Here is a 13,857-nt window from a genome sequence, read left to right as displayed (position 1 = left end):
ATCCGCAAGCATCGCGGCCAGTCTGGCAGTCCTGGCGCTTATATCAGGCCAAACGCAGGTGGTTATCCCATAGCCCGGCCGGCAGTTCCAGCGCACTGGCGGTGATGCGCTCGCTGCGACAGTCGTACAGACGGCAGCGGCCCTGGCCGGAGGTGACGACGAAACCGTCGTGCACGGCGCCAACACCGGCGCAATCGGGTAGGGGAACATCCAGGCGCACTTCGGCGCTGTCCAGATCCCAGATGAAGAAACGGTTGCCGCGTGGGGCGGTCATGGCCAGCAGGCGCAGGTCGTCGTGAATGGCGACGCTGGCGGTGTACTGGTTCATGGCCACGCGTTGCGCTTCGCCGAGGGCGAAGGGCTGGAAGGGCTGGCCGGGGCGTTTGATCGCCAGCAGCGGCACCTTGTCGTGCATGTCGCCCATGTATTGCTGGCCGCTGACCACGGTGCCGTCGTGGGCCACGGCCAGGTGGCGGATGCTGTTCTGCTGGTCGGCCAGGTGCTCCTGGCTAATCAGGCTGCCGTCGCGTTGCATCAGTACCAGGCTGGCTTGCATGGCATCGAGGTTCATCTCGACGCGGCTCTCGGCCTCGGTGCGGATGCCGCCGTTGGCCACCACCAGGGTTTCGCCATCGGGCATCCACAGCAATTGGTGTGGGCCGACGCCATGGGTGCTGTGCTCGCCAGTGCGCTGCAGATGCTCGCCATCGAGGCGATAGGTGCCGAGCACACCACGACCGGGTTCGCTGGTGTCATTCTCGGTGGCGTACAGCCATTCGCCATCCTTGTGGAACACCGCATGGCCGTTGAAATGCCGACCCTGGGGAGATACCAGGGTGTGCAGCAGGCGACCGTCGCGGGTGTCGATCAGGTAGCTCTCGGTGCTCGGGCGACGGCCGACGAACAGTGCCATCGGCAGGTTCGGGTGCGGAACCACGTCATGGCAGCGCTCGGTTACGGCTGTGGCGAAGGCGCGCTCGCCGTCGAGGTGGTAGCCCACGGCGTAGTGGCGGCCATCACCGCCATCACGGGCGGACAGCAGCAGCGGTTGCCCGCCGGGGCCCAATAGCGTCCAGCCGCCGAAGGCACCCGCGGTGGCGCCAATACCGAGCAAGGCGCCGAGGCCGAGGAAGGTTCTACGTTGCATCGTTTCGCTCTCTGTCAGTCGCCATCGTGGGCGTTGAAGCCGATCTGCACGCCCAGGGCCTTGGCCAGGTCGCTTTCCTGCAGGCGATGCAGGCGGTTGAGGCTGTCGTACAGTTCGCTCAACTGCGTCCGACCGGCTTCGCTGGTCAGCAGTTCGGTCAGCGGCAGGTCGAGGGCAGCGAGGCGCTGGCGGGTGTCGAGGTAGGCGGCGTCGATGCGCTTGGCCAGATCGGCCTGGTCGCTGCCGAGCAGGGCCTGCAGGCCGTCCTTGTTGCTGCCGTGCCAGAGCAGTTCGGCGCTGGCCAGGGCTGAGCCGAGGTTGGCCAGGCTGGCGTTGCTGCGCCAGGCTTCGGCCTGGTATGGCTGCGGTATGCCCTTGCTCTGGCGACCGAGCGGCGCGCCGAGTTTCTTCTTCAGGCCGTCGATGCCGCTGACTTGCACGCGCAGCAGTTCCGCCACGGCTTCCTTGGAGTCGGCGTAGCGCTCGTTGGGGAAGCTCTTGAGCTGCGCGGCCATGCCGCTCTTGTCGGCCTGCCACTGGCTGACGATATCGCTGGCCAGCGTTTGCTGATGCTGACCGATGGCTTGCAGCAGTGGGCAGTAGCGCGATTTCTGCTCGGCCTGAGTCAGGTCGATACCGGCATCGAACAGCACGTACTCGGAGGCGGTCAGCCCCTGCACCACGACACTGGCGCTGGCCAGCTCGGCTTGGGTCAGTTGCGGTTTGCTCTTGAGCAGCGCCTCGACCTGGCGCTGTACCAGGTTCTTCTTGTCCGGCCAGAACTGTACCTGCCAGGCGCGGTTGCCTTCGGCCATGGGGCCAATCATCAAGGGTTGTAGTGCCGACCAGGCGCTCATGGCGGTCACAAAGGCCTGGCGTGCGGCGGGCAGGTCGGCGCTGCCGTTGCAGAAGGCCGCCGCACGTTCGGCTAACTGACGATCGGCTTCCTGCCAACTGGTGTAGGCCGGCAGCAGTACGCCGTCGGTGAGGGCGCCAGTGACCTTGGCGGTTGGATCCTGCTGGCCGCAGCCTACCAGGGCCAGGCCGAGCAGGGAGGCGATCAGGGTTTTGTGCAACATCGCAGGCTCCTTAGAGGGAATTGAGGAAGGCGAGCAGCGCTGCGCGCTCGTCAGCATCGAATTGCAGTACATGTTGCTTGGCCGCTTCGGCCTCGCCGCCGTGCCAGAGTATGGCTTCCAGCAGGTTGCGGGCACGACCGTCATGCAGAAATTGTGTATGGCCATTGACCGCTTGAGTCAGGCCGATGCCCCACAGCGGCGGCGTGCGCCATTCGCGGCCAGTGGCGAGAAACTCGTCACGGCCATCGGCCAGGCCTTCGCCCATGTCATGCAGCAGCAAGTCGGTATAGGGGCGAATCACCTGGTTGGCCAATTCCGGCTCCACGGCGTCGGCAGCGGTGGTGAAGCGCGGCGTGTGGCACTGCTGGCAGCCAGCCTGATGGAACAGGCCCTTGCCCTTGAGCACCTCGGGCGCGTCGACGTTACGGCGTGCCGGCACGCCGAGGTTGCGGCTGTAGAACAGCACGCTGGCGAGGATGTTGTCGCTGACTTCCGGCACGCCGCCATTGACGGCAGCCAGACAGTCGCTTTGTGCGTCTGTGCAGTTGTCATGGGCGACCAGGGTGGAGGTCAGGCCCATGTCATTGGCGAAGGCTTCGGCGTTTTGCTGGTTGAGCGTTGGTTGACCTGCCTTCCAACCGAAACGGCCGAGTGCGGTGCGCTGCTGTGCGCGATCCCAGACCTGATTGGGGCGCCCGGAAATACCATCACCGTTGCTGTCGTCGGGGTCGGCATTGGCCAGGATATCGGTTTCGGAGATGGATTCGAGCAGGCCCAGGCCGATCATTGGGGTGGCTACGCGTGCCGAAAAGAGCGTGTCCGGGTGCATGGGGCCGTAACCAAGCTGGCTGACGTCCAACTGCGGTTTGCGCAGTTGCACCTCGGTGCCGTCGGCAAAATGCACCGGCACGCGGCTGTAGTTCATCCGCACTTTGCCTTCCGGGGCGATGCCGGGGTTGGCCATGTCCTGCAACTGGGTGCCGTAGGTGGGTTCCGCTACGACGCCCTGATGCAGCAGACGTTCGGCGTCATCGGTGCCAGCAGGAATCGACAGGCGCACCAGCATTGATGCGGCGCTGGCGGCCTCGGCTGCAGGCGGATGGCCGCGACCATCCTTGATATGGCAGTTCTGACACGCATTGGTGTTGAACAACGGGCCGAGGCCGTCGCGCGCGGTGGTGGTGGCCGGGGCGGTGACCCAGGGGTTACGGAAGAAACTGTTGCCCACCGCGAAGTCCAGGCGGCGGCTGGGGGGCAGATTGGCCGAGGACTGGGAGAAGGCGTTATGGTCGAATTTACGCACCGTGGCAGCGCCAGCCGAGAGCGCTTCACCCGGCTCGGCGGCGGTGAAGTGCGGTTGCTGGTCACAGGCGGCCAGAAGCAAGGCCAGGGGGGGAAGCAGGCTGCGCAGATACGGCGACATCGGTAGAGCAATCCGGGGCGGCGGGGGCGCTAAGATTAGCAGGCTAAGGAGTTTTAAATAAGATCTACTAGCGTTAACGCTCGGCACGCAGGTCGCGCGCCGCTCGGTTTGCAGGGCGTAGGCAAGCCAAAGGTGGCTTGCCTGGGGGTCAGCTAATGCGGAAGCGGTTGACCTGAAGCTGTAGCTCGCCGCCTAGGCGTGCCAGGTCGATGCTGGCTGCCGAGGTTTCCTCGGTTGCCGCCGCCGATTGCTCGGCGATGTCGCGAATACTGGAAATGCTGCGGTTGATTTCCTCGGCCACCGAGCTTTGTTGCTCGGAGGCCGTGGCGATTTGCTGGTTCATCTGCTGGATGCGTGAAACCGCTTCATCGATCCGCGTGAGAGCGGCGCCGGCATGGCGCGCCACATCCACGGTTTCACCGGCCATGCTGCGGCTCTGCGTCATGACATTTACGGCACTTTCGGCGCCGTTTTGCAACGTGGCGACCAGTTGCTCGATCTGCTGTGTGGACTCCTGCGTGCGTCTGGCTAGGGCGCGTACCTCGTCGGCGACCACGGCGAAGCCACGGCCAGCTTCGCCTGCCCTTGCGGCCTCGATGGCGGCATTGAGCGCCAGCAGGTTGGTTTGCTCGGCGATGCTTTTAATCACATCGAGCACCGTGCTGATATTGGCGCTGTCGCCTTTGAGCCGGGTAATGGTTTCGGCCGAGCTTTCCACGGTTTGGGCCAGTTGCTCGATATGGCTTATGGCCTGCTGCACGATCGTGGCGCCTTCTCCGGTCTGACCTTCAGCCTCACTGGCCGAGTTGGCGGCGTTTTCGGCATTGCGAGCGACATCCTGCACGGTGGCCGTCATCTGGTTCATGGCGGTGGCCACCTGCTCGGTTTCCATGCGTTGCTCGGTGACGCCAGCACTGGTTTGTTCGGTTACGGCAGACAGTTCTTCGGCTGCCGTGGCCAGTTGCGTGATACCGGAGCTGAGCTTGCTGATCAAATCACGCAGGCTCAGGGTCATGGCTTGCATGGCCTGCATCAGTTGGCCCAGCTCGTCACGGCGATCGCTGTCGATGTTGCCCGTCAGATCGCCGTTGGCGATTTGACGGGCGATGCCTACTACCCGTTGCAACGGGCCGACGATGGCTTGGGTTATGAACAAGGAGCAGATTCCGCCCAGTATGAAAGCGATCACGCTGGCGAGCAGCAGGTTTCGTTTGGCACTGTCCGTATCGCTGACCAGCAGTTCACGTTGCAGTTTGAGCGATTGGGTCGAGGCGTCCGTAACTTCGCGGGCTCGTTCGGTCATGTCATTTTCGCTTTGCTTCAACTCACCGATGCTGGCTTTGAGCTGGCCGAAGTTATTGCGGTAGGTGGTGAGTTCTTTTATGGCCTCTTGCACTGTCGAGCGGGCGTCGCCGCTTGGCATGGCAGCGAGCAATTGTTGTGCTTTGCTATCGAGCAGGTTGAAGTGCTCGTCGAGCATTTGCGCGTACTGCGGATCGTGGCGTAGCAGGAAGTCTTTTTCGCGCCTGCGTGCCTGGAGCATCTCCATGGCCATATCGTTGGCTTGGTTGGCGCGCTCAAGGGTGCCGATACTGTCTTGCTCGCCGTTCATACGAATCTGTTCGACAGCCTGCTGGCGCAGTGTGTCCGCCAAATCGTTGAAGCCTTTCAGCGCAGCGCGGGCGGAGATTTCCATGGCCTGCTGCGCGTCGCTGCTAACTTTACCTGCGGCCTGTAATTGCAGCAGTTCGTTGCGGTAGCTACTGGCGTCTTCCTGAATCTGTCGCATCAGGGCCTTGTTCTCAGGACGTACCAGCACGGCCTCCTTTGCGGCGGCCTGATCTTGGATTTGCTGGGAGAGGGTCAACGCTTGCTGCATGGCATTTTCATCGTCACGCAGCAGGTAGTTCTTCTCATGTTGGCGCGCACGTAACAGGGTGGTGTCGATCTCGCTGACGCCAAGCAGGTTGTCGATGCGTTTTAGGGTGCTGTTCAGGCTGTTATTGCCGATCCAGGCTGTTGCCAGGGTGATCACCAGGATCAGACCAAAGCCGCCAAGCAGTTTTTTACGAACACTCATGTTAAGTAGCGTATGGGTGATGGTGTTCATTAAGACTCCTTGTGCGCTCTGATTTTTGTTCAGCCCAAAAGAACCATAGCTGACTTAGGCTGGCGGGGTATTACCCATTCACCAGTGGTGTTCGGGGGCGTATTTTTATGGGGTGGCGGTGATTGCATATGGCCACCTATATTGTGTGGCTTTAATGACGCTCGCCGCTTGCTAGAAGGTACATGCAGGACAAAAGGGGGGGAGTAGAAGGGTCACGCTGTGGTGGTGCACATCGCTTCAGCGCTGGTTTTTCGCGCCCAGCTCGGTGCTGATGGCGTCCGCACATTGTTGCAGGTTTTCCCGGTAGCGTTCGCGCGCCACAGGGCTGTCCATCACCGCTTCCGGGCCGGACAGGTTGATCGCCGCGGCCACGTCGCCACGGTTGTCGCGCACGGCGCAGGCGATGGCGGTGGAGTAGTCGGAGCGGTGTATCACCCAGCCGCGTTCGCGGTCGTGTTCGAGCAGTTGCTGCAGCTCGGGCAGGGTTTTCGGGGCGGGCGGTGGGTAGTCATCCAGGCGTACGTGCTGGTAGAGCTTGTCCAGCTCCATGGGCGTCAGGCCGCTGAGCAGCACGCGGCCCATGGCTGTGCAGTGGCAAGGTATGCGCGTGCCGATGGGGATGTTCACCGACAGCCGCTGGGCGGCGAAGGCGCGGCCGATGTAGAGGCTGTCGGTCTGTTCGCGAATGGACAGGTGGCACGACAGCGAGGTGCGATCACGCAGGGCATTGAGGTGCGGCATGGCGATGTCCACCAGGTCGCGGCTGGCCAGGTAGGCGAAGCCGTCGCAGAGTACCTGCGGACCCAGCTCGTAGCTGTTCTTGCCGAGCTTGCGCAGGTAGCCCATGTCGGTGAGCGTGACCAGGATGCGGTAGATGGCCGAGACGCTGACGCCGAGGCGCTCGGCGATGACGTTGCTGCTCAGGTTGCGCTCGTTGGCGTTGAACATCTGCAGGATGCTCAGGCCGCGCTGTAGCGCAGGGACGCGATAGTCCAGCTCGTCTTCTTGGATGCCCATGGTTGTCCTCTTGGCCCGTGAGGCGGTGGATGGGAAAATCGTCAGCACCCTACGGCCATCCATGGCCGCGTAGGGTGGATCACGCTTCATCGATCCACCGTGGGGTTATGGCAGGGCGTCTATCCCTACCGGCTGTCCACCGAACTCCTGCATGGCATCGAGCAGCGCGCCCCAGAAGTAATGCACCGAGGCGCGGTCGCAGAGGAGGTGCAGGCACGGCACGTCGCCCAGCGGCAGGTTGGCGACGATGACGTTGATCCGCGCCGCAGATGTCTGCGCCACCTGGCCGACGGCGAAGGCCTGCGGGCTGAGGTCGACGCCGCAGAGCTTGGCCATCACCTCGGTCTGGCAGGTGCCTGTGAGCACCAGCCAGGCGTGGCTGTCCTGGCGCGGTAGCAGGTACTGGCCGGCGCTGGGCTGCCACTGGCTTTCCTCGCGCTGCGCTTTGCTGCCGGCATCGTGCAGGCTGCCGAGCAGCAGGTACTCGGTCTGCGACAGGCGCAGAACGTGGCTGCCATCGGCTTGGCTCAGCGCCTGGTTGGGCGCCTGCGGTAGCTGGTAGCCCAGTGCGCCCAGGTAGTCAGCCGCTGCCGGACCGCGCAGGCCGTAGCGGGCGAGGCTGGTCAGGTCGATGAGCGCGCAGTGGCCCAGCAGGGCGCTTTCGTCGCCCTGGCCGTAGGTGGTGACGATGCAGCTCTCGCCGAACGGGGCGAGGGTGGCGTCGGCCTGCAGGCGGTAGAGCGGGCTGCGTGCTGCGAATTGATTGGCGTGGAGGGTCATTTCACAGCTCCTGGCGTTGGCTTTCAGGGTCATAGAAGGGCAGTTGCACCACCGTGGCCTGCACCATCTCGCCGCCTTCGACGCGGATCGGCAGGCGCTGGCCCGGCGCGGCCTGGTCGGGTGCGCAGTAGGCCAGACCGATGATCTGGCCGAGGGTTTGCGAATACTCGCAGGAGGTGACATTGCCGCTGATGTCCGAGCCCTTGAGCACCAGATGGCCCTCCAGCGGCTGCGGGCTGCCTTGGGGCAGGGTGAAGCCGACCAGCTTGCGGATCGGTGGCTGCGCTTCGAGGATTTCCACCGAGCGCTTGCCGACGAAGAACGGCTTGCTGCGGGCGATGGCCCAGCCCATGTCGATCTCGGCCGGGCTGGTCATGCCGTCGGTGTCCTGGCTGATGATGACGTGGCCTTTTTCCAGACGCAGCAGGCGCTGCGTCTCGACGCCGAATGGGCGAATGTCGAACTCCCGACCGGCCTCCATCAGCGCGTCCCACAGGGCTTCGCCGTAGCGCGCCGGGACGTGGATCTCATAGCCCAGTTCACCGACGAAACCGACCCGCAGCAGGCGTGCGGGAATGCCCGCAACCGTGCCCAGGCGCACCGCCAGATAGGGAAAGCCTTCGGCGGACAGGTCGACATCGCTGCACAGTTTGCCCAGCACCTTGCGCGAGTCCGGCCCGGCCAGGTTGACCGCAGCCAGCGCGGCGGTGACGTTGGTGATGTCGACGTTCAGGCGCCATTGCGCGTTCCACTTGAGCATCTGCTGGTAGACGCGGTCGACACCGCTGGTGGTGGCGCTGACGTAGAAGTGCTCGTCGGCGAAGCGTGCGCAGACGCCGTCGTCGATCACCACGCCGTGCTCGTTGGTCATCAGCGCATAGCGCGAACGGCCCACCGGCTGCTTGGCGAAGGCGAAGGTGTAGAGGCGGTTGAGCAGTTCGGCGGCGTCCGGGCCGCGCACGTCGAGGCCGCCCAGGGTGGACACGTCGATCAGGCCGACCTTCTCACGTACCTGGCGTGCCTCGGCCTGCATGCAGGCTTCGCGTTCTTCCGGCTTGCCGTAGTAGGCCGGGCGCTGCCAGATGCCGGCGGGCATCATCTTCGCCCCCAGTTCCAGGTGGCGTTGGTGCATGGCGGTTTGCCGATACGGGTCGAAGCCACGTCCAGCGACCTGCGCCAGGGTTTCCGGGCTGAACGGCGGGCGCGCGGTGGTCACTCCGGTTTCGCTGACGCTGCGCCCGGTGGCCTGAGCGACCAGGCGCGCGGTGGGCAATGCCGAGTGGCGGCCCTGCGAGGGGCCCATGCCGACGGTGGAGAAGCGTTTGACCAGTTGCACGTCGCGGTAGCCGTGACGGGTGGCGTTGACGATGTCACGCACCTGCAGGTCTTCGTCGAAGTCGACGAAATCCTTGCCCTTGGGGTGGGGGAAGATCGGCCAGGGGAAGTTGACTCGCGGCTCGTTTGGCAGCTCGCGCGGGCTCGAACCCGCCTCCAGACCCAGCGCAGTAAGCGCGCGCAGGGCGCCGTTGGCGGCATCGATGAGCAACGCGTCGAGGGCGTTGCGACCATTGACCGAACCGACCACCTGCAACCCGCTCGGTAGGCCAGACAGGCTGAAGCAGGCGCTGGCGTCGTCGTAGGCCAGTTTGCCGCCGGCCTGGCACAGCAACTGGTACACCGGCATGTAGCCGGCGGACATGCACAGCAGGTCGCAGTCGATACGCAGGCCGCTCGCGGCAACCTCGCCCTGGGCAGCGATGCGGCGTACGTCCACGGCGCTCAGGTGCTTGTCGCCCAGCGCTTCGTACACCGTGCTGCCGACATGGCAGTCAACGCCACGGGTTTGCAGGGCGGTGGCCAGGCTGCCGTCATCGGCGCGCTCGCGCATGTCCACCAGGGCGGCGACCTCGACGCCGGCATCGAGCAGGTCGAGGGCGGCCAGGTAGCCGTCGTCGTTGCCGGTCAGCACCACCGCGCGCTGGCCCGGCTTGACCGCATAGAGCTTGATCAGGCGCTGTGCGGCGCTGGTCAGCAATACGCCGGGCAGATCGTTGTTGCGAAACACCACCGGCTGGTCGAAGGCGCCTGCGGCATTGATGCACTGACGGGCGCGCACCTTGTACATGCGATTGCCCTGGATCACCGGCAGGTAGTGGTCGGTGAACCAGGCGTTGCAGGTGGCTTCCTTGAGGATGCGGATATTGGCGTGGCCTTCCACGGCGGCCAGCAGCTCGGCGCGCAGCTCGCTGGCGCGTTTGCCTTCGACATCGAAGCGCGCCCAGGCCAGCGCGCCGCCCAGATAATTCTGCTGCTCGATCAGCAGTACCTTGGCCCCGGCGTTGGCAGCGGTCAGCGCCGCGCACAGGCCGGCCGGGCCGGCGCCGATCACCGCCAGGTCGGTGAACAGGAAGGCCTTGTCATGGTATTGCGGCTGCAACTTGAGGTTGAGCACGCCCAGGCCGGCTTTCTTGCGGATCAAGGGTTCCCAGACCTTCCACATGCCCTTGGGCTTGTAGAAGGAGCGGTAGTAGAAGCCCACCGGCATGAACTTGGAGAAGTGCCCGAGCAGGGCGTCGCGATCCTTGTCCAGGCTGCCGTTGTAGTTCTGCGCGGTGACGTCGAGGCCAGCGCTCAGCGGCTGCATGTCGGCCAGCACGTTAGGTTCGTCCGGCAGTTGCACCAGAGTGTTGGCATCCTGCCCGGCCATCGATAGCGGGCCGCGCGGTCGGTGGTACTTGAACGAGCGCGACAGCAGCCAGCGCTGGTTGGCCAGCAGGGCGCTGGCGATGCTGTCACCGGCCAGGCCCTGGTAGGTGGTGCCCTCGAAGTCGAAACTGACGGGACGGTTGCGGTCGATCAGCAGGCCCAGCGGGGCCGGCAGGCGGGTAGCGGCGCTCATGCGCTCACCTCCTGGGGTTTGGCAGGCGCGGCGAAGTCGACGCGGCGGTCGAACAGTTCCTTGGGGTCGAAGGTGCGCAGGATCTCGTCGCTGACGGTGTGGCGCTCGGCCAGGAACCAGTAGCTGGAGGCGTTGTGCATCCACCATTCGGTGACGACGCCGGCGATGTTCTCGCTGTTGAACACGTAGTCGGCCCATTCGGCGTCCGAGCAGGTGTTCGGATCGGGCATGCGCTTGAGTTCGCCGCCGTAGGTGAATTCGTTGATGTTGCGAGGCCCGTTGAGCGGGCAGGGCATGATCTTCATGGTGCGAACCTCAGTGACTGGCAGCCGTGGCGCCCATCTCGTTGACCTGGCGGAAGGTCGAGAAGCGCTCAAGGGCGAAGGGTTTGATCAGCGCCGGGGGCTGGCCGGTAGCGACCAGCTCGGCCATGGTCTTGCCGCAGATTGGCGTGGCCTTGAAGCCCCAGGTGCCCCAGCCGGCGTCGAGGTAGTAGTTGTCCAGCGGTGAGAGACCCATGATCGGGCTGTAGTCCGGGGTCATGTCGGTGCTGCCGGCCCACTGGCGCATCAGCTTGGCGCCGGCCATGAAGGGGAACATCTCGATGGCTGCCGTCAGCAGGCTTTCCTTCAGATCCAGTGTGGAGCGCGTGTTGTACAGCGGGTAAGGATCGGAGCCGCCGCCGAAGACGATCTCGCCACGGCTGGTCTGCTGCACGTAGCAGTGCAGTGCACTGGAGCTCACCAGCGGATCGAGAAAAGGCTTGAACGGCTGGGTGACCATGGCCTGTAGCGGGTAGGTGTGGATCGGCGCCTTGATGTTCAGCTTGTTCATCAGCAGCGAGCTGGCGCCAGCCACCGCCTGCACTACGCAGCCACAGCGCACGGTGCCCCGGTTGGTCTGCACTGCCGTGACCTTGCCGTTCTCGACGACGAAGTCCTGCACTTCGGTCAGTTGATGGATCTCCACGCCACGCTTGGCCGCCTGCTTGGCGTAGCCCCAGGCCACGGCGTCGTGACGGGCGGTGGCGCCGTCGATGTGCCAGAGGCCGGCGAGCACCGGGATATGGCCGGGGTCGAGGTTGAGCATTGGCACCAGTTCGCGGATCTGCTGGCGGTCGATCATTTCGGTGCGGCCACCGAAGTGCTTGTTCACCTCGGCGCGCTGGCGGAAGGCGCGCACGGTGGCGTCGGTGTGCGCCAGGGTGAGCTGGCCGCGCTCGGAATACATGATGTTGAAGTCGAACTCGTTAGACAGCTCCTTGAACATCCGCACCGACTCGGCGTAGAAGCGCACGCCTTCGCTGGTGAGGTAGTTGGAGCGGATCACCGCCGTGTTGCGCGCGGTGTTGCCGCCGCCGAGGTAGGCCTTCTCCAGCACCGCGACGTTGGTGACGCCGTGGTACTTGGCCAGGTAATAGGCAGTGGCCAGGCCATGGCCGCCGCCGCCGATGATGACCACGTCATAGGCCGACTTGAGTTCCTTCGGCGCAGGCAGGTCGACCTCCACGGGGTATTCCGAGGACAGGCCGTATTTGAGTAGGGCAAAAGGCATTGCGTTTACTCCTGGGCCGTCAGGCCATGTTGCTGGCGGGCGGCGGTGACAGTGTTTTGCATCAGCAGGGCGATGGTCATGGGGCCGACGCCACCGGGCACTGGGGTAATGGCCGAGGCCACCTGGCGTACGGCGTCGAAGTCGACATCGCCGACCAGACGCGAGCGGCCGTCTTCCTCGATGCGGTTGATACCGACGTCGATCACCACTGCGCCGGGTTTTATCCAGTCGGCGCCGATCATCCGCGGGCGACCGACGGCGGCGACGACGATGTCGGCCTGGCCGCAGAGCTTCTCCGGCTTGACGCTGCGCGAATGCAGCACGCTGACGCTGCAGTTGGCGGCCAGCAGCAGTGCCGCCATCGGCTTGCCGACGATGTTCGAGCGGCCGACCACCACGGCATGCTTGCCGGACAGCTCGCCGAGGGTGTCGCGCAACAGGCGCATGCAGCCGGCCGGGGTGCAAGGGGTGAGCACCGGGCGGCCCTGGCTGAGGCCGCCGACGTTCTCGCTGTGGAAACCGTCGACGTCCTTGGCCGGGTCGATGGCCTGCAGCACGCGGGTTTCATCGATATGCGCCGGCAGCGGCAACTGCACCAGAATGCCGTTGACCGATGCGTCGGCATTGAGCGCTGCCACCACTTCCAGCACCGCCTCGGCGCTGGCGTCGGCACTCAGGCGGTATTCCAGTGAGCGGATGCCCACTTCGCCCGCGCGCAGCACCTTGTTGCGCACGTAGACCTGGCTGGCCGGGTCATCGCCGACCAGCACCACGGCCAGCGCCGGCTCGATGCCCTGGGCCTTGAGCGCGGTCACGCTGCTGGATACTTCGGCGAGCACGCGCGCGGCGGCGGCCTTGCCGTCGATCAGTTGCGCGCTCACCGGAAGATCACCGTCTTGTCGTGATTGAGGAACACGCGGTGTTCGAGGTGGTACTTGACCGCCTTGGACAGGGCCACGGTTTCGGTGTCGCGGCCCACCGCCACCAGGGCGTCGGGGGTGTAGTTGTGGTCCACGCGTTGCACCTCCTGCTCGATGATCGGGCCTTCGTCGAGATCCGAGGTGACGTAGTGGGCGGTGGCGCCGATCAGCTTGACGCCACGGTCGAAGGCCTGGTGGTAAGGCTTGGCGCCCTTGAAACCGGGCAGGAAGGAGTGGTGGATGTTGATGGCGCGGCCGGAGAGCTGCTTGCATAGATCGTCGGAGAGGATCTGCATGTAGCGCGCCAGCACCACCAGGTCGGTCTGGGTCTCGTCGACGATCTTCAGCAGCTCGGCTTCCTGCTGGGCCTTGGTGTCCTTGGTCACCGGCAGATAGATGAAGCGGATGCCCTCGCGCTCGGCCATCGGTCGCAGGTCGAGGTGGTTGGAGACGATGGCGGTGATCTTCATTTGCAGCTCGCCTTTTTGGTGGCGATAGAGCAGGTCTGCCAGGCAGTGGTCGTACTTGCTGACCATCAGCAGCACACGCATCGGCGCGGTGGTGTCGTGCAGTTCCCAGGTCATCTCGAAGCGCTCGGCGACCTCGGCAAAGCCCGTCTGAATTTGCTGAATGTCTCCAGAGAAGCCTGCATTGAAGCGAAAGACCGCGCGCATGAAGAAGGCGCCGCTGACCTCATCGTCGAACTGCGCCATTTCGCTGATGTAGCAGCCATGATCGGCGAGAAAGGACGTGACAGCGGCGACGATGCCGGATGTGGCCGGGCAACTAATCTTGATCACGTAGGGGTGTTTGGCGTGCTGCATGGCGAATCCTCTGCTGGGGGCGGCGGCAGGAAATCTTTATAGATAAAAGGTTTTTTCTTCTATGAAGAATATTTACCCTGGAGAATCTATTTTTCGTAGAGGTT

The 13,857-nt window shown here is 64.4% G+C and carries 11 protein-coding genes and 1 pseudogene; all 12 read right to left on the bottom strand.

Going from position 1 to position 13,857, the window contains the following annotated elements; translation table 11 throughout:
* Positions 1–43: 43 nt before the first annotated feature.
* The 12 genes and pseudogenes from AERO9A_RS17860 to purU all read right to left on the bottom strand — a co-directional run bounded on the left by AERO9A_RS17860 (position 44) and on the right by purU (position 13,753).
* Positions 44–1,147: a DUF1513 domain-containing protein gene (locus tag AERO9A_RS17860; RefSeq protein ID WP_159973260.1), complete on the bottom strand. Its 1,104-nt coding sequence runs from the start codon at positions 1,145–1,147 to the stop codon at positions 44–46.
* A gap of 14 nt (positions 1,148–1,161) precedes the next feature.
* Positions 1,162–2,226, bottom strand: a complete 1,065-nt coding sequence (locus AERO9A_RS17855; RefSeq protein WP_159973259.1) for an imelysin family protein — start codon at positions 2,224–2,226, stop codon at positions 1,162–1,164.
* Between the two features lie 10 nt (positions 2,227–2,236).
* Complete coding sequence (locus AERO9A_RS17850) at positions 2,237–3,649, bottom strand: di-heme oxidoredictase family protein (RefSeq protein ID WP_159973258.1); 1,413 nt, start codon at positions 3,647–3,649, stop codon at positions 2,237–2,239.
* A gap of 148 nt (positions 3,650–3,797) precedes the next feature.
* A complete protein-coding gene (locus AERO9A_RS22950; RefSeq protein WP_372239706.1) occupies positions 3,798–4,541 on the bottom strand; it encodes a methyl-accepting chemotaxis protein in 744 nt (247 codons plus the stop codon).
* Between the two features lie 114 nt (positions 4,542–4,655).
* Positions 4,656–5,729, bottom strand: a pseudogene (locus AERO9A_RS22945) (methyl-accepting chemotaxis protein); the annotation flags it as partial.
* 267 nt (positions 5,730–5,996) lie between these two features.
* Entirely contained in the window at positions 5,997–6,776 is a 780-nt protein-coding gene (locus AERO9A_RS17840; protein ID WP_159973256.1) for an IclR family transcriptional regulator, read from the bottom strand.
* 105 nt (positions 6,777–6,881) lie between these two features.
* The gene (locus AERO9A_RS17835) at positions 6,882–7,556 is read right to left on the bottom strand and encodes a sarcosine oxidase subunit gamma (protein WP_159973255.1); all 675 of its coding nucleotides are present in this window, start codon (positions 7,554–7,556) and stop codon (positions 6,882–6,884) included.
* A gap of 1 nt (position 7,557) precedes the next feature.
* A complete protein-coding gene (locus AERO9A_RS17830) occupies positions 7,558–10,455 on the bottom strand; it encodes a 2Fe-2S iron-sulfur cluster-binding protein (RefSeq protein ID WP_159973254.1) in 2,898 nt (965 codons plus the stop codon).
* Complete coding sequence (locus AERO9A_RS17825; protein WP_074938280.1) at positions 10,452–10,760, bottom strand: sarcosine oxidase subunit delta; 309 nt, start codon at positions 10,758–10,760, stop codon at positions 10,452–10,454. Before AERO9A_RS17825 ends, AERO9A_RS17830 begins: the two co-directional genes overlap by 4 nt.
* Positions 10,761–10,770: 10 nt before the next feature.
* Complete coding sequence (locus tag AERO9A_RS17820) at positions 10,771–12,009, bottom strand: FAD-dependent oxidoreductase (protein ID WP_159973253.1); 1,239 nt, start codon at positions 12,007–12,009, stop codon at positions 10,771–10,773.
* A 5-nt stretch (positions 12,010–12,014) separates the two neighbouring features.
* Entirely contained in the window at positions 12,015–12,890 is an 876-nt protein-coding gene (folD, locus tag AERO9A_RS17815) for a bifunctional methylenetetrahydrofolate dehydrogenase/methenyltetrahydrofolate cyclohydrolase FolD (RefSeq protein WP_159973252.1), read from the bottom strand.
* The gene (gene purU / locus AERO9A_RS17810; RefSeq protein ID WP_159973251.1) at positions 12,887–13,753 is read right to left on the bottom strand and encodes a formyltetrahydrofolate deformylase; all 867 of its coding nucleotides are present in this window, start codon (positions 13,751–13,753) and stop codon (positions 12,887–12,889) included. The genes folD and purU overlap by 4 nt, the downstream gene beginning before the upstream one ends.
* Positions 13,754–13,857 lie beyond the last annotated feature (104 nt).

Source organism: Pseudomonas sp. 8Z, from assembly GCF_902506535.1.
Classification (GTDB): Bacteria; Pseudomonadota; Gammaproteobacteria; order Pseudomonadales; family Pseudomonadaceae; genus Aquipseudomonas.
This window is presented reverse-complemented; position numbering and strand designations above follow the sequence as displayed.